This is a genomic window from Phyllobacterium sp. RCAM01083, from assembly GCF_055685835.1.
Genome location: NZ_JBVFZN010000003.1, coordinates 45,466 through 64,518, shown reverse-complemented (window position 1 = coordinate 64,518; position 19,053 = coordinate 45,466). Strand labels below are relative to the sequence as shown.

Below are 19,053 nucleotides of genomic sequence, written 5' to 3'. Positions count from 1 at the left end.
ACCGGGCACACCATGAAGACGGTTTCCCTGCCGCGGGGCCGCCATACGCTGCACACCATGCCCACCAGCACAGGTTATGAGGTGCGGCGCGATGAAATCTATGATTGGGACGGCCGAAAACGCGGCCAGACCCCCTTCACCGTCCTGCAGCACACGATCAGCGGAACGGGCATGCTCCGCTACGAGAATCGCAACTACAAGGTGCGCGAGGGTGAAACTCTGCTGGTCCTCGTGCCGCATAACCATCGCTACTGGCTCGAGAAAGGCGATCACTGGGAGTATTTCTGGATTTCCATGAATGGCGAGGAAGCGCTGCGCATTCACCGCTCGGTGCTCGCCGCCCAGGGGCCGGTTTTGCGCTTGCCGGGCGAGACGATAGAGCATCTGGCCGATTGCAGCCTGCGCCTGATCGCGGATGCGGAGACCGCCGGCCGTGCCTCGGCCATCGCCTACGAGGCCGCCATGGCGCTCTATGACGGCGTGTTCGGCTCACACCCCGTCGATCAGCACGAGAAGACCGTCATGCAGCCCGTCATCGATCACATCAGCGCCAATCTGGACAAACCGCTCCCCGTTGACGAACTGGCACGGGTATCCGGGTTGAGCCGGGCGCATTTCTCCCGGGTCTTTGCCGAGTGCGAGGGGCTGCCCCCTGCGGAGTTCGTGCTGCAGAAGCGGATGCAGCGGGCGACAAAGCTTCTGACCAACGCCGCATTCCTTCCGGTCAAGGAAGTGGCGATCATGACCGGTTTCGACGATGCCAATTACTTTTCAAAGGTGTTCCGCCGCATCTACGGCGCCAGTCCAACGGAATTCCGCACCACGGGCATGTATGCCAGTCTTTCAACACGCGCATCGGGATCGGGTGAAAGCTGATGGGACAGACGGGCGGCGAACCGAAGCCGCCCCCTGCTGCGATCATCCGGTCAGGTTTTGAAACGGACAATCACGCGCTGCCCGATGAGGAATGGTGACTTGGGCTGAATACTGATGATGCACTCAGCCGTGCGGATGTCGACGCGATCACCGGGCGCATCCCGCGATTTGGGCTGTTCGAGCACATGCTGGATGCTGATGACGCGTCCCTGGATGGAGACGGTGTCATCGTTTTCCGCGATGATGTCGACATCCATGCCCGGTTTGACCAGTTTGACAAACTGCTCCTGAATTTCGGCACGGACGATGCGCGGCGCCTCCGGCAGAAGCGTGAAAAGTTGGGTAACGGCCTGCGTCGATACGACTTCGCCAACGCGGGCGGACTGGCGGATGATGCGTGCTGCGATGGGGGCGCGGACAAGCCGCATCTCGACTTCGAGACGGCTGTTGTCCGCACGGCTTTCCGCAGCCGCCAGGGCGGCTTCGGCGATGACCACTTCGGCTTTGGTTGCCGACAACTGCGCCTCGGCTTCATCGAGCGCCTGGGCCGAAACGGCGTTTCCTGCTGCTGCCCGGCGAAGCCGTGCGGCCTGACGGGTCTGGGCACCCAGCTTTGTCTGCAATGCGTCCAGCTGGCCCTTGGTCTGGCGCGCTTCAGCTTCGGCGGTGCGAACAGCGATCAGTTCGCGGCGATTGTCGAGCGCGGCCAGGATATCGCCGGCTTTGACCCGCTGTCCTTCCTTCACCGGCACATCCTGAATCACCCCGTCGCGCTGGGTGGAGAGCCGCAGCAGGCCGCCCTCGACATCCACGACACCGCGCGCCGCCGCAATAATGCCTGGCCTGGCCTGGGCAATTTCCGCCTGATTGGCCTCCGTCGCACTCGACATGGCCCAGAGCGCGAGACCGGCACCGCCCAGCGCTGCCAGAACGATCGCATACTGCAGAGAGGTGCGGCTAAACATAGTCATGACTGGTATTTCCTGACGCTTTTGCACCGGCGGCGGGACGCCAGTCACGAAGAATGCGGCCATCTTCCATCTGCAGGACACGGTCCGCATGGGCAATAAGACGCGGGTCATGCGACACGCACAGAACCGTGGCCCGGGTTCGTCTTGCAATCGTGTGAAGAATTTCGATGACGATCTGGCCGTTGACGCTGTCGAGCGCGCTGGTCGGCTCATCGGCAAAGAGGATGGCGGGGTTTTTCACAATGGCGCGGGCGATGGCCACCCGCTGCTTTTCGCCGCCGGACAGTTCGGCGGGGTGCAGGTGGCGCCGGGCAGCGAGACCAACCTGTTCCAGCGCCCGTTCCGCCCGCTCCGCCGTCTCTTCAGCGGCAACGCCGAGATAGTCCAACGGCACCTGCACCTGTTCGACAGCGGTCAGGGCCGGGAACAGGTTGAAGCCCTGGAAGACGAAACCGCAATGATGCAGGCGAAAGGAATCGCGCTCGGCATCGCTTGCCGCCACAAGATCGGTTCCAAGCGTTCTGATCGCGCCTGAATCGGGAATGGTCAGACCGCTCAACGTCGCCAGCAACGTGCTCTTGCCGCATCCGGACGGCCCGATGATCAGGGTCAGTTCGCCCTGGAAGATATCGATGGATACGTCCTGCAATGCAATCGTGCGGATTTGCTTGACGACAAATGCCTTGCTGATGCCGGTCGCGGAAATCGTTGGCTGCATGGCGGTCACCGGAGCAATGTTGCTGGATCGGCGTACTGCAGACGCCGCAGGGCGAAAAGGCCGGCAGCGAACGCCACGGTGAGCACAACGGTGGATGCTGCCAGAACGATGCTGGTCCGCAGTTCAAAGGGCACGCTGTAGATGCGGGCTATAAGAGCGGCGGCGGTGCTGAAGACGGCGCCGACAAGCAAGCCGAGAACCCCGACCCAGGCGGCCTGTTCGATGACGATGGCCCGCAGTCCCTTGAATGATACGCCAAGGGCCCGCAACGTTGCATATTGCGGAATGGATCCGGCCACGGCGGCCATCAGTGTCTGGCTGGTGACGAGAGCGCCGACGAGCATAGCGATGATGGTTGCGAAGATGAAGGCGATACCGGCACCGGATTCGAGAAGCCAGTACCGTATCGACATTCCCGCCAGTTCCGGGGCGGACCACACGTGAAAGCGCGGGATTCCCGCTGGATTGTTCAAACGCTCGCGAATGGCTTCCGCTGGGCCGAACTTTGTCACGGTGTAAAGGAAATAGGTCACGTCGTCCGTTGCCCCAAGCGCATTGTCCAGAGTCCGGGCAGTTTCTATCGACGTGACGACGTTCACGCCGCCCAGCCCTCGCAGGCCCTCGATCAAACCGACAATGTGAATGCGGCGGCCATTGACCTCGGCGGTATCGCCGACATCGACGGCCAGCTTGTGCCTGTCGGTGGCATCCACCAGCGCTGTTCCGGGTTGCTGCAGCAGGTTGCGCATCGCCGGCGGAACAACCGTGGAGAGGCCGATGCTGCGAGGGCGCGCGTCAATGCCGACAATATTGATGCTGGTGCCGCCGCCGCGTGCGCCGCGCCAGTCGCCGGAGCCGAGCAGGAAGCGTTCCACATGGGAAATGTTCGGTTCCATGTACAGGCTGGTTGCGATGCCGGCGCTGATCGGCCGCCCGAGATCCACGCTTTGCGTGCCGGGAAAACCCACCCAGTATTGCGCGCTGGACTGTGTGACGTAAAGCGCATTGGACCCGATGATGCCGAAAAGCAGGGCGCCCTGGACGATCATGAGAACGCCGGAAAAACCCACCGCGACAATCGCCGGAAGAAACCGCCGCCATTCATGGACCAATGTCTTGCGTGCTATCGAAACGGACATCCGGTTACCCCTTCCGTTGCCGGGTGGGGGCGGCGTCTTGCGTGCTGGTCGTCAGGGGCGAAGCGCCGCCGATGGCCTTGTAGAATGTGATCAGGGCAAGCGCTTCGGCTTCCTGCGCCTCGGCCAGTTGCTTGCGCTGCGCCAGGACGCGCATCGCCGAGCCAATCGACTTGGATCCGTCGCTCAGGCCTTCGCGTTCGAGGACCGTGGTTGCGGAGCGCATTTTTTGCGCGGACGCCAGATTCGCGTTCAGTTGCCGGGTCGTGGCATGAACGGCCGACCATGCCCGCAGCGCGGATGATGCTTCCTCATAGGCAACGAGAACACTCTGCCGGTAGGCCGCAACAGCTTCGTCGAACTGAGCCTGCCGTGCCGCAACGACGTCGCGCCGCCGTCCCTGATCGAAAACCGGAATTTGAACCGACGGTCCGCCCATGATGCCGAACGGCGAACCGTTGGACGGACCGCCAACACCGACAATGCCGCTCAGGCGGAGTTTTGGGTAGAGGTCGGCCTGGGCGATGCCGATATCGGCGGCGGCACGCACGGTTGCAAGTTCGGCCCGCCGGACATCCGGACGGGCGCGCAGGAGGTCCGCCGGACGGCCTGTGACGGGGTCGAGCCGTGCGACGGGTTGAGGTTTTGTGTGCTGCAGGGAGGTGTCGATCTGCGTGGTCCCGAGAAGGGTGGCAATCTGCTGCAGGGTGATGTCGATCTGCATCTGGAACCGGGCCTGCTCCGCCTTCGCATCGCCAAGGCTTATCCGGGATTCCTCGGCGTCCGATGCGGCGGCGAGGCCGGAACGGTATTTGACCGCGGCAAGCTTGCCGTCGCGCTCGATCAGGGCAACGGAGGCGCGGGCGATCGCCTCGCGCTCCTGCAGCGCGCGCAGGCGCACGTAAGCGCTGGCAATTTCGGCGGCAACAGCGATGCGTGCCGCTTCGACGTCCTCGGCGACCATGTCGGCGGATGCCTTGGCTGCCCGCTGTGTGTTCTCGTTCAAGCCAAACAGGCCAAGCTCCCAGCCCACTTCAAGGTTGAGCTGAACCGGACGGCGCAGCAATTCCTGCGATTTGGTCGAACCCGTTCCGGCATTGGCTGTACCCGAGACATCGGCGGTGGGCATGAAAAGCGTTCTTGATGTCCGCGCCATCGTTCGTGCGGCGACAAGCTGCTGTTTCGCCTGGACGATGGTGAGGTTCTGTCCAAGCGAACGCACGACGAGCCCGCTCAGAACCGGATCGCTGAACGTCTGCCACCAGTCGCGCAGGTCGCGCTGTCGGCCAGCAGGCATCTTCGCGGCGGTCGCATAGCGCGCCGGCAGGCTTGGCGCCGAAAGAGCCAAGCCTGATGCATCATTCTGGCAAGCGGTCAGCATCGCCGCACCGGCAAGGACGCAGATCGTCTTCACGCACGCATGGCGACAGAGCAATGGGGCAAGGGGCAATGTCAAATCTCACGCACGCGACCTTGGACCGGGCACCCGGTATTTCGGGCACAGCCATGGTCGTGGAAGCCGCGGGAACGAACGTTTTTCCCAATCGCGCTCGGTGTTGTAACTGCAGGCATTGCTTCTCACATCCAATTGTCCGCGCATCGTTGCATGCGAGGATTGCGGGAACATGATGGAGCGGTTGTCGAGGCGCGGATTAAGGCTTGAAAAACTGCCGTTTCAGGGGGCGTGTTTCGCCCCGGCACCCCACCGCAGGCCATCCATCAGCAGTTTCACCAAACGGCGGGAACGCTCATGCCAGTCGGGAGCATCGGGAATAGAATAGATGGTGAAGAGGGCATGCAGCAGGTCGGTGCTGTCGATGTCCCGCCGGATGAGATTCTGATGTGCGGCCGCTTCCACGAGATTGCGCAGGGCGACGGAGACCATGCCGGAACTCTCGGCAAAAAGTTCGGAGTTCGTGTTGACCAGCATGCGCAGGCTGTTTGCCATGCCTCTTTTCGCGGCGATATAGCCGACAAACCGCTGCATCCACTCCTCGAGAGCCACATCCGGCGCATGGCTCAGGGACAATTCGCCCGCTGCCGCACAGAGACTCTCGACTTCGCGGCGGTAAACCACTTCGACGAGATGTTCGCGCGTCGGGAAATGACGGTAGAGTGTACCGATGCCAACACCGGCGCGCCGCGCGATGTCTTCGAGGGAGCCTTCAATGCCACGTTCCGAGAAAACCGCTGCCGCGACTTCAAGCAGCTTTTCCCGGTTGCGTCGCGCATCGGCGCGCATGCCCTTGGCTGCCGACGGGGTTGGCTCGGAATTTTCTGGCGGCTTGGCAACCAAAATCTGCTCCATGCTCATGGGGGCTTGACCACGAGCAACAAGGTCTTAAGATAAGCGGAGGCCCCTCCGTTTAAGTGGAGTCCGTTTGCCTTCTTATCGCAGAATCGGTGCCGGTGTCATGTCTCTTATACGCATAGGCTGGTTTTGAACTTTCTGGCAGGCGGCAGGTGTCCGCATCCCGGGCCGCCGACTGAATCTGCATCCGCTACAGCAGGAGCAATAGAATGACCGGAACAATCGACTTGAAGCTGAACATCAATGGCAGGGAGCAGACGCTTGCCGTCGAGCCGCGTGTGACGCTGCTGGACGCCCTGCGCGAGCATATTGGTCTGACCGGAACCAAGAAGGGCTGCGATCAGGGACAGTGCGGCGCCTGCACCGTTCATATCGATGGCAAACGCGTGCTCGCCTGCCTGACACTTGCCGCCCAGGCCGAGGGCCGCGCGATCACCACAATTGAAGGCATCGCGGCAGAAGATGGCGAATTGCATCCTGTCCAGGCAGCCTTTCTCGAGCATGATGCCTTTCAGTGCGGTTATTGCACGCCGGGACAGATCATGTCGGCGGTTGCCTGCATTCGCGAAGGACATGCGGGATCAGACAACGAGATTCGTGAATATATGTCGGGCAACCTCTGCCGGTGCGGGGCCTATTCCCATATCGTGGCTGCTGTCCGTGAAGCTGCGGAGGCCGCATCATGAAGAATTTCACCTATCTGCGTGCAGGTTCGGCGGACGAGGCGCGCACGGCCGCCGCGCTTGCCGGGAGCATGATCCTGGCCGGCGGCACCACATTGCTTGATCTTGCCAAATGCGGGGTTGCCGAACCGGAAACCGTCATCGATATCACGCATCTCACCGGTCTTGACCGCATAGAGGTCGACGGGACCCGGGCATCGATCGGATCGCTTGCCCGCATGAGTGCGGTGGCCGATCATCCCGCGATGCAGGACGCCTTTCCGGCCGTCACGCAATCGCTGGCGCTGGCAGCTTCCGCGCAAATCCGCAACATGGCGACCATTGGCGGCAACCTGCTGCAGCGCACGCGCTGTCCCTATTTCCGTGATGCGGCCGTATTTCCCGCCTGCAACAAGCGCAGTCCCGGCTCCGGGTGCACTGCCCTTGGCGGCGTGACCCGCAATCACGCGGTTCTGGGAACAAGCGACGCCTGCATTGCCACCTATCCGGGCGACCTGGCTGTCGCGCTGGTTGCCTTTGATGCGGTTGTGCATCTGGGAAGCCGCGAGATACCGATCGATGACTTCTTCCTGCTGCCCGGCAATCATCCGGATCGCGAACACGCCATGGAGCGCGGTGAAATCATCACCTCCGTGACAATACCGCTATCAGCCGCCGCACGGCGCTCCACCTACCTCAAGGTTCGCGACCGGCAGTCCTATGAGTTCGCCGCCGCCAGCGCCGCTGTCGGGCTGGAACTGGCTGCCGACGGAAGGACGGTTCGCGATGTGCGCATAGCCCTTGGCGGCGTAGCAACGAAGCCGTGGCGGGCCCGCGCGGTGGAGGCGGCATTGATCGGCAAGGTGCTGGAACCGGAGCTGGTCCGTCAGGCCAGTCTGCTGTCCATGCAAGGCGCGGCTGATCATGGCGCGAACCACTACAAGATCGATCTCGCCCCGCGTGTGATCACGCGCGCTGTCCTGCAACTGGGAGGTCTGGCATGACTTTCATCAATCCAAAGGCCAAGCATGGCGATGCATCCGACGGCAATCTCGGCGGACGCCTGTCAAGGCTCGATGGCCCCGCCAAAATCACCGGCAGCGCGACCTATGCGGTCGAACATCAGATCGAGGGGCTGGTCTATGCCGTAACGGTGCAGAGCACGATTGCAGCCGGTATCGTAACATCCGTCGATGCCAAGGCTGCTGAAGCATCGCCGGGCGTGCTCCTGGTGTTGACGCCCGACAATATCATGCCGCTGAAATCAGCGACGACATGGGCCGGTACGCCCGGCCCGGAAGGTCCGTTTCTGGCGCTGCCGAAGATTGTGAGCTTCAATGGCCAGCACATCGCTGCCGTTGTGGCTGAAACCCTGGAGCAGGCCACGGCCGCCGCAGCCCTCATCAGGGTCACCTATGAGGAAAGGGAGCATGTTTACGGCCTCGACGACCCCAAGGCCGGGGACGGGGTGCCGATCGAGCGCATGACGATGTCGCGGGGCGATGCCGAGAAGGCACTGGCCGAGGCTCCGGTGCGGATCGAACAGGAATACCGGACGCCGCGTGAATACAATGTTGCCATCGAACCGCACGGCATTATCGCGCAGTGGGAGGCAGACAGCCTCACGCTATGGGAGCCAAGCCAATGGATCGACGGCATGGCCCGTTCTTACGCCGAATGGTTCGACATACCGTTCGAGAATGTCCGCATGATCTCGCCCTATATCGGCGGCGGCTTCGGCTCGAAAGCGCTGTCGCTGCCACATGGCGCCGTTGCCGCGATCGCTGCGCGGATGCTTGGCAAACCGGTGAAGCTTGTGGTCACGCGTCCGCAAACCTTCACCGCCTATGGCGGCCGTCCCGCCACCCGTCAGACATTGGCCCTCGGGGCAACCAGGGAGGGCAAACTCCTTTCCATCGTGCAGCGCGGCGTCAACGAGACATCGATGCTCGGCGTTGCGGTCGAGCCGCTCGGTTCTGTCACCGCGATCATGTATGCGGTGCCCAATTTCAGCTCGCGGCAGAATGTCATTCCGCTCAACACGGTCACCCCGGGTGCCCTGCGGGCGCCGGGAGAAAATCCCAGCGCGTTCGGCATTGAATCGGCGATCGATGAGCTTGCCTATGAAGTGGGCATCGATCCCCTGCAGATCCGCCTGCTGAACTATGCCGAGGAAGATCCGGAGGCGAAAATTCCCTGGTCGACCCGCCGGCTGCGGGAGGCCTTCGCCGCAGGTGCGGAAGCCTTCGGCTGGTCAAAGCGCTCGCCGGCGCCGCGTTCGATGCGCGAAGGCAACCAGCTGATCGGCTGGGGTGTCGCGGCAGGGACCTATCCGGTGCGGCGCACACCCGGTGAAGCGCTGGTCCGCATTCTCGCCGACGGCACGGCGGAGGTCGCGAGCAGCAGCATCGATATGGGGCAGGGAACCTATACGATTCTTGCCCAGACCGCCGCTGAGGTTCTGGGCATTCCGGTTGACCGGGTTCGCGTGAAACTTGGAGACTCCGCCTTGCCCCGGGCACCGGTTGCCGGCGGCTCGCAACTCGCCAACCTGATGACGGGCGCTGTCCACAAGGCAGCCCACGCGGCACGCGATGAGCTGATCGGTCTTGCGCTCAATCATCCAAGTTCGCCTTTTCTCGATCAGCAGACCAATACCCTGACCATTGCCGATGGCGTGATTTCGACGCCGCGGAATGAAAAGCCCAATATTTCCATCGCCGATTTCATGCGTGTCATCGGGCAGGAAAAGGTCGAGGCGTTGCGCGATACCCTGCCGGAGGACAAGAAGAACACGCAGGACCGCTACAACAACTTCACCACCATGATGGCGATGAAGCCGCCGACGGAAGGCGGCTACTCCCTGCACAGCTGGTGCGCGCATTTTGTCGAGGTACGGGTTGATGCGGATTTCGGCACCGTGCGTGTCTCGCGCATGGTCTCGGCGCTTGATTCGGGCCGCCTGTACAATCCCAAGCTGGCGGAAAGCCAATGGCGGGGCGGCATCATCATGGGCATCGGCCAGGCACTGCTGGAGGAGGGCGTCGTCGATCCGCGCTACGCCCGCGTGATCAACAACAATCTCGGCGATTATCTCGTGGCGACCAATGCGGATATCCCGGATCTGCAGGTGATCTCCGTGGGCATCCCCGATCATCACGCTTCCGTGCTCGGCGGCAAGGCGGTGGGAGAATTGCCGATCGTTGGCGTGGCCCCGGCCATAGCGAACGCGGTTTTTCATGCCACGGGAAAACGCATCCGGGAGCTGCCGATCACTCTCGATAAGCTCCTGTAAGGCCCGCCCGCAGACAGGAAGCCATCTGACAATACGTGTTTCGCGCATGCATGGCGCGAAACACGCTCGTTTGAGCATATTCCTGCGCAGATGGCCGGTCATTGGCAAAACAATACCTCCTCTCGAAACCGATCTTCTCTACCTTGCAGCGGCGGCGGCGTAATGGCATGGCTGGAAAGCATCTGCCACGGCGTCGCCACGCCGGTAGACCTGTATGATCGATTGTTGGTGAGAGGAAACCTGTTCAATGCCTGGCCCTTATGTTGTGCGCGTTCATGGTGACGAAGACCTTCCGGAAAAGGTGGATGTGGTCGTTGTCGGTGGCGGTATCATAGGAGCCTCGACAGCGCTCGAACTGGCCGAACGCGGCCTCAAGGTGGCCCTGTGCGAAAAGGGCGGCATCGGCCAGGAGCAATCCAGCCGCAATTGGGGATGGGTGCGTATATCGCGCCGTGACCCGCGCGAAGTGCCGCTGATGGCGGAGGCGCTGCGCCTGTGGTCCGGTTTTGATCAGCGGCTTGGCCGCGATACCGGGTATACGCGCGCCGGCATTCTGTTCACCGCGCCGGATGACAAATCCTACGAGGAAAACGAGCGCTGGCTGCAGAATCTGAAGGGTTATCAGTTGGAGAGCCGCATGATCAGCGGCAAGGAGCTCGACGATCTTCTGCCGGGCGGACATCTGCCCCTGAAAGGTGCTCTGTATACGCCCGTCGATGGGCGTGCTGAACCGCAGAAGGCGGCACCCGCGATCGCCGAAGCGGCGCGCGACACAGGCGCGTCCATCCTCACGGAATGCGCCGTGCGGGGCATCGAAACAACCGGCGGCAAGATATCCGGTGTTGTCACGGAACGGGGGACAATCGGATGCAGCGCGGTGGTGCTCGCCGGCGGCGCGTGGTCCAATCTGTTTTGCGGCCTCTATGGCATCGACCTGCCGCAACTCAAGGTGCTGAACACCGTCATCCGCACCAAGCCGCTGCAGGGAGGCCCGGAAACGGCGCTCTGGTCCAAGGATTTTGCCATCCGCAAGCGTCAGGACGGGGGATACACCATTGCCTCCGGCCATGAGAATATTGTCGATATCGTGCCGAAATCATTCCGCTATGCGCGGCAGTTCCTGCCGGCACTGAAACTGGAATGGAATTCCCTGTCCTTTCGCTTGGGCGGCCGTTTCTTTGACGAGGCGCGCATTCCGGCAAAATGGAAAATGGATGAGGCGAGCCCGTTCGAGTATCACCGGGTCCTTGATCCCAAGCCATCGCTCGATCTGTCGAACCGCTTTTTCGACAGCCTCAAAGCGGCATTTCCCGTGTTCAATCAGGCGGAGATTGCCCAGCGCTGGGCCGGCTATATCGACGCCACGCCTGATGCTATACCTGTCATTTCGGCCGTCGACGAAATCCCCGGCTTTCATATCGCCACGGGCTTTTCCGGCCATGGGTTCGGCATAGGACCGGCTGCCGGGCGTTTGATGGCCGATATCGTGACCGGGCGCGCGCCGGTGGTGGACGCGGCGGCTTTCCGGTTTTCCCGTTTCAGTGACGGGTCCAAGATAACGCCGATCACCGGATTTTGAGTGTGGTGCACAATGACCAATGCAACGGCAGTTTCAAAAAAGCGCGCACTATGGTCGCGTATTCTTACAGAGGCAGCGACGGTGAGCGAGCGCGAACCGACGCTTTCCGCGTTTCTACAGCACGCGGTATTGCGTTTCGACAATCCTGAGGATGCGCTGTGCCAGCAGCTGGCGGATGTTCTCGCCAGCCCGGTCGTGACAAGCGAAAAACTATGGGATCTGTTCAGCGGCGTGCTGAAGCAGAACCGCGCGGTATTGTCCGGAATGGAGGCGGATGTCAGCGCTGTCCTTGAGCGCGATCCTGCCACCAGGAGCGCATTGCATGTGCTGCTCTATCTCAAAGGGTTCCACGCGATCCAGGTCCACCGGTTCGCCCATCATTTGTGGAATACGGGCCGGGAGGATATGGCTGCTTTCCTGCAATCGCGATCGTCACGTGTTCTGCAGGTCGATATTCATCCCGCCGTGCGCATGGGAAAGGGCGTGTTTTTTGATCATGCCACCGGCATCGTCGTCGGCGAGACGGCCGTGATCGAAGACAATGTTTCCATTCTGCAGGGCGTGACGCTGGGCGGTACGGGGAAGGACACCGGAGACCGGCATCCCAAGGTGCGCCACGGCGTTCTCATCGGCGCCAGTGCCACCGTTCTTGGCAATATCGAGATCGGCGTCAATTCCAAGATCGGCGCCGGTTCGGTTGTCCTGAAATCCGTCGAAAACAGGAAAACGGTGGCGGGTGTTCCCGCCAAGGTCATCGGTGGCGTGCAGGAAAGGGAGCCAGCCCGTTCGATGAACCAAATTCTTTACGATGTCGGGCTCTGAACCCTGCGGAGGAGGATGGGACTATCCCGCCGGATTATCGTTGGCTATTCCGCGCCTGTCGGGTTCTTTCAGCCGCGCCATCGAGAATTTCAGGACATTTTGCACGACATCCAGTTCATGACGGCCGGCGGGCGTCGCACCGCGGGCATCTTCGGTGAGTTTCAACATTTTCCGGAACAATTCGCGAATTTCGAATTCGGACAATGGAGCCATTGTTTGAATGTCTTCGATACGCATCGGTTTGTTGTCGCCGTGTTCATGCATCACGATTCCCATTGAAATCCTTTTCAGCCGGGGTGTCTGGACATGAGTTTCTTCAAGTCGCGCAAGAATTGAAAATTATTACCGCCACAATCGCGTTGCGTTCGGACAGGTCAAACCGGTGCTTGGACCAGCATAGAGATGGCGGTTGATCGCTCCCGTCATTTTTGAACAACGGCATTGCAATATGCCTATTCATTGCACTTGACCCCATTGCGCAATCTGAAACATAGTCGGGACGCGGATGGTTCCAAGGAAAAACACCGGGTCGATTGCCGGTGAAAATCAACATCCGTACGTGGGGGCGGGCATGACGATACAGGGCAAAACACCATTCGGGTCAGCCAGACCCTGATGCGCACCTTTGTGTTTCTGGGGATATTCTTTCTGTTCTGGATTACCACGACTCCATTTCCCGATTTGAGCGCTGTCATCAATCCCGCCGATCCGCGCTCTGACGCACTCTATCAGGTGGTGATGCTGCTCCTCTCCGCCATGCTGCTCTTCTTCGGTTTGCGACACCCCCTCCGGCGAATGATCCTGCAGCCAGCCGCTCTGCTTTCGGCAATTTTCATCTGGTATATCTTCGTTTCAATCCTGTCGCTTCACCCGGACGTTGCCGTGAAAAGGGCCATTCTTGGCGCACTGGTTTGCATGAACGCGAGCATATTCCTGCTCCTGCCAAAATCGGAGCGGCATTTTGCGGCACTCCTAAGTTTGGCCACCCTGGTGATGCTGGGATTCGCCTACTGGGGCGTCACGGTCTGGCCGCAATATGCGATTCACAATATCGGTGATTTTGCCGAACGGGAACTGGCAGGCGATTGGCGCGGTCAGTTCTCGCACAAGAACATCACCGCGGGCGTGATGGTCATATCGGTCTTCTTTGGTCTGTACGCATGGTCATCCCATCTGCGCCTGAGAGCCGTTGTCATTGTCGTCCTGTCAACGTACTTCCTGTTCAGGACCGGTGGTAAAACCTCCTCAGCAGCTTTGCCGGCCACGCTTGTTCTCGCAGCCCTGTTCGAGCGTTTGCGGTCGCTGCGTTTCCTCATCGTCCTGGGCGGAATCATCGCCATCAACTTCGTCACGGTCGGCGCGGCTTTTCTCGAGCCGGTGCGCGAGCTGCTGTCCTCCGTCGGAATAGACCCGACATTCACGACACGCACCGATATTTGGAGGCTTGCGATCAATGCGGTGGCGCGCCAGCCGATCACCGGATACGGCTTTGACGTGTTCTGGGGGTCTCCTGAACTGATTTATGGCGGCGGCCAGATCGAAAGCGGAGCGTTGAACGCGGGAACCGCCCACAATGGCTACGTTGATACGCTCGTTTCAGCCGGAATTCCCGGCCTCATACTCATCTTCATCTGGCTGTTGATTCTGCCGATCCTTTATATCGAGCGTGCAGAAGAACAGGGAGGAAACCCGCATCTGACGCGCCTTTTCTCCCGTATCTGGCTCTACGTGATTTTTGCGAGCTGTACGGACACGCTTTTCTTCCAGAATCGCAATCCGGTCTGGTTCGCGCTGCTCATCGCCGTCTTTGGCCTGCGTTTTCAGGCCAAGTCGGACATGATCGAGAGTGCCGTGCCAAGGGTGGCAACGGGTGCCTTGTCGGCGCAACCCACGTAAACCATCCCGATAGCCGATGGAGTTTCATGACAATCCGTCGGGCTGACGCGTCCCCGCTCGCGCTTCTGTACCTGGCATTCTCGCTATCCTTCCGCGATTGATTTCCCTCGGCTGCTGCCCGCAACCGGGCGCTTTGTGGTGACTCAAAACCGTCTTGTTATTTATATTACTATATTATAGTAATACGGCGGAGGTCTGGGAGGATCTTGTAAATTTGACCAATTTCGGGAGGAGACGTCATGATTTCCATGAAGAGAATTCTGCTTGCCAGCACGGTTGCCATGTTGTGCGCTGGTGCTGCGCATGCGGCTGATTTGACAGTCGGTTTTTCACAGATCGGCTCGGAGTCGGGCTGGCGTGCGGCTGAAACATCCGTGTCGAAGATCGAAGCCAAGAAACGCGGCGTCGATCTCAAAATTGCCGATGCCCAGCAGAAGCAGGAAAACCAGATCAAGGCGATTCGCGGCTTCATTGCGCAAGGTGTCGACGCCATCTTCATCGCCCCGGTCGTGGCGACAGGGTGGGATACTGTTCTTGCCGAAGCCAAGGAAGCCAAGATCCCGGTCATTCTTTTGGACCGCACCATCGAAACAGCCAATGACGGTCTCTATTTGACTGCGGTTACGTCCGATACCGTCCACGAAGGCAAGGTTGCCGGCGAATGGCTCGTCAAAGCGGTGGCGGGCAAGGACTGCAAGGTTGTTGAATTGCAGGGAACGGTTGGTTCAAGTCCTGCCATCAACCGCAAGAAGGGTTTCGAGGACGGAATCGCCTCGGCCTCCAATATCAAGATTACCCGCAGCCAGACCGGTGACTTTACCCGTTCCAAGGGCAAGGAGGTCATGGAAGGCTTTCTCAAGGCGGAGAACGGCGGCAAGAATATCTGTGCTCTCTATGCGCACAATGACGATATGGCCGTTGGTGCCATCCAGGCAATCAAGGAAGCCGGGTTGAAGCCGGGCAAGGACATTCTCGTCGTGTCTGTCGATGCGGTGCCGGATATTTTCAAGGCGATGTCTGAAGGGGAAGCGAACGCAACGGTTGAGCTGACCCCGAACATGGCGGGACCAGCCTTTGATGCCTTGAAGGCATTCAAGGACAGCGGAAAAGCCCCGCCAAAGTGGATACAGACGGAATCGAAGCTCTACACACAGGCCGATGACCCGAAGAAGGTCTACGAGGAAAAGAAGGGCCTGGGATACTGATCAGGACCACCGTGCCAGCCGTCCCGTTCGGGCGGCTGGTCACTGATCGGAAATCTGCTGATGGGGAGACGGCGCAATGACGGACAAACCCGGTCTTCTTGCGGTAGAGGGCATTTCCAAATCATTTGTTGGTTTCAAAGCGTTGGATGGTGTTGATTTCACCGTCAGGCCGGGGGAAATCCACGCGCTTCTCGGCGAAAATGGCGCGGGGAAATCAACGCTGATCAAAGTGCTGACTGGAGTCCATCAGCCGGATGCCGGCGTGATCAAAATCGACGGGCAACCGGTGGCCATGCGCGATACGCAGCATGCCCAACATCTCGGTATCGGTACGGTTTACCAGGAAGTGAATCTGCTGCCCAATATGTCCGTTGCCGATAATCTCTTCATCGGCCGCCAGCCAATGCGGTTCGGTTTTGTCAACCGCAAGCTGATGGAAAGACAGGCGCGGGAATTGCTGGCGCAATATGACCTGCATCTGGATGTTTCGTCCGATTTGTCCCGTTACTCCGTGGCTGTGCAGCAACTCGTGGCAATCGCCCGCGCTGTCGATATGTCGGGGCGCGTTCTTGTCCTTGATGAACCGACCGCCAGTCTTGATCGCCATGAGACCGAGATCCTGTTCGCCATACTCCGCCAGTTGCGCGCCCGCGGCTTTGGTATTGTCTTCATTACGCATTTCCTCGATCAGGTCTATGAAATCTGTGACCGGGTCACGGTCCTGCGCAACGGAAAGCTGGCTGGCAGCGCCTTGACTGCGGAACTTCCAAAGATCGATCTGGTTTCCCTGATGCTTGGACGGGCATTGGCGGTCGCAACGCACAATACGCGCCATGACCGGCCGGTCCCCGCCATCAAACCGTTCTCCTTCAAGGGACTTGGACGCAGCCGCAGCATTGCGCCGTTCGATCTCGATATCGGTGAAGGTGAGGTGATCGGCATGGCGGGGCTTTTGGGATCGGGACGCACGGAGACCGCCAAAATCCTGTTCGGAATCGACGCCGCGGACACGGGGCATATCCGCATAGACGGACATCCCGTGCTCATCCGCACACCGCAGGACGCTGTCGCCTGCGGGTTCGGGCTGTGCCCGGAAGATCGCAAGTCTGACGGAATCATAGGCGATCTTTCCGTGCGCGAGAATATTTGCCTGGCGCTGCAGGCCCAGAAGGGCTGGTTCAACCGGTTGTCGAGCCGTGAGCAGATCAGCCTGGCCGACACATTCGTCAAGGCGCTCGATATCCGCACCACGGATATTGAAAAGCCGATCAAATTTCTATCCGGCGGCAACCAGCAGAAGGTTATTCTTGCCCGCTGGCTTGCAACCAATCCACGGTTTCTCATTCTCGATGAGCCGACGCGCGGTATCGATGTGGGCGCGCATGCGGAGATCATCGCGCTGATCAACCGGCTTTGCGACGATGGCATGGCGCTGCTCGTCATCTCCTCGGAGATTGAGGAAATCGTCGCCTACAGCACCCGTGTCGTTGTCCTGCGGGATCGCGCGCATCGCGGCGAAATTTCCGGTGACGATATCACGACATCAAACATCATGCAGATGATTGCTGCTGAATCTGAAGGGGCCCCTGCATGATCCGTCTGAATACTGCAGCGTTGACGAAAGCCATGCCGCAGCTGCTTTCGCTGATGCTCATACTGTTTCTCAATTATCTGGCATTCCCCGGATTTTTCGAAATACGCCTTCAGGATGGCCGGCTGTTCGGCAGCCTGATCGATGTCCTCAATCGCGGTGCCCCGGTGATCATCCTGGCAATCGGCATGACCGCTGTCATCGCCAGCCGCGGTGTCGATCTTTCGGTCGGCGCCGTCATGGCCGTCTCGGGCGCGCTGGCTGCAACGATGACCGTCGCCGGTTATCCTCTGCCTGTCGTCATTGTTGCCGCTCTCGGTACGGGTCTGGCATGCGGCCTGTGGAACGGCATTCTCGTCGCCTATTTCGACCTGCAACCCATCGTGGCGACCTTGATCCTCATGGTGGCCGGCCGCGGCATTGCGCAGCTCATCACCGAGGGCTCGATTGTCACCTTCACCGAGCCCGGCCTGATCTTCTTCGGAACAGGCTCCTTTGCCGGCATTCCCATGCCCATCCTGATCGCGGCCTCGCTTCTCGTCGTGGCGATTGCCGTGGTCCGGCGCACGGCAATCGGGCTGCTGATCGAATCGATCGGCATCAATCGAAGCGCAAGCAGCTATGCCGGACTGAACAGCAAACTGCTGCTGCTCGTCATCTACGGGTTTTGCGGGTTTTGCGCTTCACTGGCCGGGATCATCATTGCCGCGGATATTCGCGGCGCCGATGCCAACAATGCGGGTCTCTGGCTGGAACTGGATGCAATTCTCGCGGTTGTCGTCGGCGGGACGTCATTGTTTGGCGGCCGCTTTTCCATTCTCATGTCGGCGCTTGGTGCGGTTATCATTCAGGCGATGAACACGGGGATATTGCTGTCCGGCTTCCCGCCCGAATACAATCTCATCCTGAAAGCGCTGGTCATCATTGTCATCCTGCTGGCACAGTCATTTTCATCCCTGGGCGGATGGGCATTTCTCAGGGGGGAAATCGGCTCGAAGGGGGGAAAGAGACAATGAACACACGCCTTTTGCCCCTTTGTGCCACACTGCTCATCTGCCTCATTGCCTATGCGGCGTGTGTTTTCCAGTTTCCGGCGATGTTCTCGACCCGTGTTGCCGGCAATCTGCTGACGGACAATGCCTTTCTGGGAATTGCTGCTGTCGGCATGACGTTCGTCATTCTTTCCGGCGGCATTGACCTCTCTGTGGGATCGGTGATTGCCTTTACCGGCGTGCTTCTGGCCGTCCTCATCACGCATTATGGCGTTCATCCGCTGATTGCCTTTGCCATCGCGCTTTTGATCACCACGGCTTTCGGGGCAAGCATGGGCGCGATCATCCATTACCTTGAAGTGCCGTCCTTCATCGTCACGCTGGCAGGCATGTTTCTGGCGCGAGGCATGTGCTTCGTGATGACAACGGATTCAATCCCGATCGATCACCCGTTCTATACGGCATTACAGGGGCTGTTCTACCGGTTGCCAGGCGGCGGACGGCTGACCTTCATCGGTTGCCTTATGGTGCTGGTATTCTTGGTCGGTATCGTCATCGCGCATTTCAGCAAGTTCGGTTCCTACATCTATGCGGTGGGCGGAAACCGCACGTCGGCCGAGCTGATGGGCGTGCCGGTTGCCAGGACCACGATCGGCATCTATGCGATGTCGGGCTTCCTGTCGGGGCTCGCCGGAATTGTCTTTTCGCTTTACACCTCTGCGGGTTATTCGCTCGCCGCTGTTGGCGTCGAACTCGATACCATCGCGGCAGTGGTGATCGGCGGGACATTGCTGACCGGGGGCGTCGGCTATATCGCCGGTACGTTCATCGGCGTGATCATCCAGGGGATTATCCAGACTTACATCGTCTTTGATGGAACGCTGTCCAGCTGGTGGACAAAAATCGTTGTCGGCGTCCTTCTCTTCTCGTTCATTGCCTTGCAACGCATATTGGTGTTCCTGTCACTGAAGAGAACAACGGCGACCAGTGGGGGGTGAT

The 19,053-nt window shown here is 60.1% G+C and carries 17 protein-coding genes; 11 read left to right on the top strand and 6 right to left on the bottom strand.

Annotated elements, in window-relative coordinates; translation table 11 throughout:
* Positions 1-12: 12 nt before the first annotated feature.
* Complete coding sequence (locus ACZ25R_RS01915; protein WP_403182507.1) at positions 13-876, top strand: AraC family transcriptional regulator; 864 nt, start codon at positions 13-15, stop codon at positions 874-876.
* A 50-nt stretch (positions 877-926) separates the two neighbouring features.
* Here the strand turns inward: ACZ25R_RS01915 and ACZ25R_RS01910 are convergent, their stop codons facing one another.
* The 5 genes from ACZ25R_RS01910 to ACZ25R_RS01890 form a co-directional block, all read right to left on the bottom strand.
* Positions 927-1,847: an HlyD family secretion protein gene (locus ACZ25R_RS01910; protein WP_288194353.1), complete on the bottom strand. Its 921-nt coding sequence runs from the start codon at positions 1,845-1,847 to the stop codon at positions 927-929.
* Positions 1,834-2,565 (bottom strand): ABC transporter ATP-binding protein, encoded by a 732-nt coding sequence (locus tag ACZ25R_RS01905; protein ID WP_472459850.1) that lies wholly within the window; start codon positions 2,563-2,565, stop codon positions 1,834-1,836. The genes ACZ25R_RS01910 and ACZ25R_RS01905 overlap by 14 nt, the downstream gene beginning before the upstream one ends.
* Positions 2,566-2,570: 5 nt before the next feature.
* Entirely contained in the window at positions 2,571-3,704 is a 1,134-nt protein-coding gene (locus ACZ25R_RS01900) for an ABC transporter permease (protein ID WP_472459849.1), read from the bottom strand.
* A 4-nt stretch (positions 3,705-3,708) separates the two neighbouring features.
* Positions 3,709-5,115, bottom strand: coding sequence for an efflux transporter outer membrane subunit (locus ACZ25R_RS01895; protein ID WP_472459848.1), 1,407 nt, complete (start codon positions 5,113-5,115; stop codon positions 3,709-3,711).
* Positions 5,116-5,376: 261 nt separating this feature from the next.
* Positions 5,377-6,009: a TetR/AcrR family transcriptional regulator gene (locus ACZ25R_RS01890; RefSeq protein ID WP_472460136.1), complete on the bottom strand. Its 633-nt coding sequence runs from the start codon at positions 6,007-6,009 to the stop codon at positions 5,377-5,379.
* 212 nt (positions 6,010-6,221) lie between these two features.
* On the opposite strand from ACZ25R_RS01890, the gene ACZ25R_RS01885 reads away from it, so the two are divergent.
* The 5 genes from ACZ25R_RS01885 (at position 6,222) to cysE (ending at position 12,370) form a co-directional block, all read left to right on the top strand.
* On the top strand, positions 6,222-6,698 hold the full coding sequence (locus ACZ25R_RS01885) for a (2Fe-2S)-binding protein (protein WP_346305374.1): 477 nt from the start codon (positions 6,222-6,224) through the stop codon (positions 6,696-6,698).
* Positions 6,695-7,678 carry an FAD binding domain-containing protein gene (locus ACZ25R_RS01880; RefSeq protein WP_472459847.1) on the top strand — a complete coding sequence of 328 codons (984 nt, stop codon included), beginning with the start codon at positions 6,695-6,697 and terminating at the stop codon, positions 7,676-7,678. The genes ACZ25R_RS01885 and ACZ25R_RS01880 overlap by 4 nt, the downstream gene beginning before the upstream one ends.
* Positions 7,675-9,969, top strand: coding sequence for a xanthine dehydrogenase family protein molybdopterin-binding subunit (locus ACZ25R_RS01875; protein ID WP_472459846.1), 2,295 nt, complete (start codon positions 7,675-7,677; stop codon positions 9,967-9,969). The genes ACZ25R_RS01880 and ACZ25R_RS01875 overlap by 4 nt, the downstream gene beginning before the upstream one ends.
* A gap of 247 nt (positions 9,970-10,216) precedes the next feature.
* Positions 10,217-11,548: an NAD(P)/FAD-dependent oxidoreductase gene (locus ACZ25R_RS01870; RefSeq protein WP_472459845.1), complete on the top strand. Its 1,332-nt coding sequence runs from the start codon at positions 10,217-10,219 to the stop codon at positions 11,546-11,548.
* Positions 11,549-11,560: 12 nt separating this feature from the next.
* On the top strand, positions 11,561-12,370 hold the full coding sequence (cysE, locus tag ACZ25R_RS01865) for a serine O-acetyltransferase (protein WP_464664635.1): 810 nt from the start codon (positions 11,561-11,563) through the stop codon (positions 12,368-12,370).
* A 21-nt stretch (positions 12,371-12,391) separates the two neighbouring features.
* On the opposite strand, the gene ACZ25R_RS01860 is transcribed toward cysE, so the two are convergent.
* Entirely contained in the window at positions 12,392-12,583 is a 192-nt protein-coding gene (locus ACZ25R_RS01860) for a hypothetical protein (protein WP_464664636.1), read from the bottom strand.
* Between the two features lie 402 nt (positions 12,584-12,985).
* On the opposite strand from ACZ25R_RS01860, the gene ACZ25R_RS01855 reads away from it, so the two are divergent.
* The 5 genes from ACZ25R_RS01855 to yjfF all read left to right on the top strand — a co-directional run bounded on the left by ACZ25R_RS01855 (position 12,986) and on the right by yjfF (position 19,052).
* Positions 12,986-14,266: an O-antigen ligase family protein gene (locus ACZ25R_RS01855; protein ID WP_472459844.1), complete on the top strand. Its 1,281-nt coding sequence runs from the start codon at positions 12,986-12,988 to the stop codon at positions 14,264-14,266.
* A 248-nt stretch (positions 14,267-14,514) separates the two neighbouring features.
* Positions 14,515-15,471, top strand: a complete 957-nt coding sequence (ytfQ, locus tag ACZ25R_RS01850) for a galactofuranose ABC transporter, galactofuranose-binding protein YtfQ (RefSeq protein WP_426137275.1) — start codon at positions 14,515-14,517, stop codon at positions 15,469-15,471.
* Between the two features lie 76 nt (positions 15,472-15,547).
* Entirely contained in the window at positions 15,548-17,065 is a 1,518-nt protein-coding gene (gene ytfR / locus ACZ25R_RS01845; protein ID WP_472459843.1) for a galactofuranose ABC transporter, ATP-binding protein YtfR, read from the top strand.
* On the top strand, positions 17,062-18,078 hold the full coding sequence (locus ACZ25R_RS01840) for an ABC transporter permease (protein ID WP_472459842.1): 1,017 nt from the start codon (positions 17,062-17,064) through the stop codon (positions 18,076-18,078). The genes ytfR and ACZ25R_RS01840 overlap by 4 nt, the downstream gene beginning before the upstream one ends.
* Entirely contained in the window at positions 18,075-19,052 is a 978-nt protein-coding gene (gene yjfF, locus ACZ25R_RS01835; protein WP_472459841.1) for a galactofuranose ABC transporter, permease protein YjfF, read from the top strand. Before ACZ25R_RS01840 ends, yjfF begins: the two co-directional genes overlap by 4 nt.
* The last annotated feature ends 1 nt before the right edge of the window (position 19,053 follow it).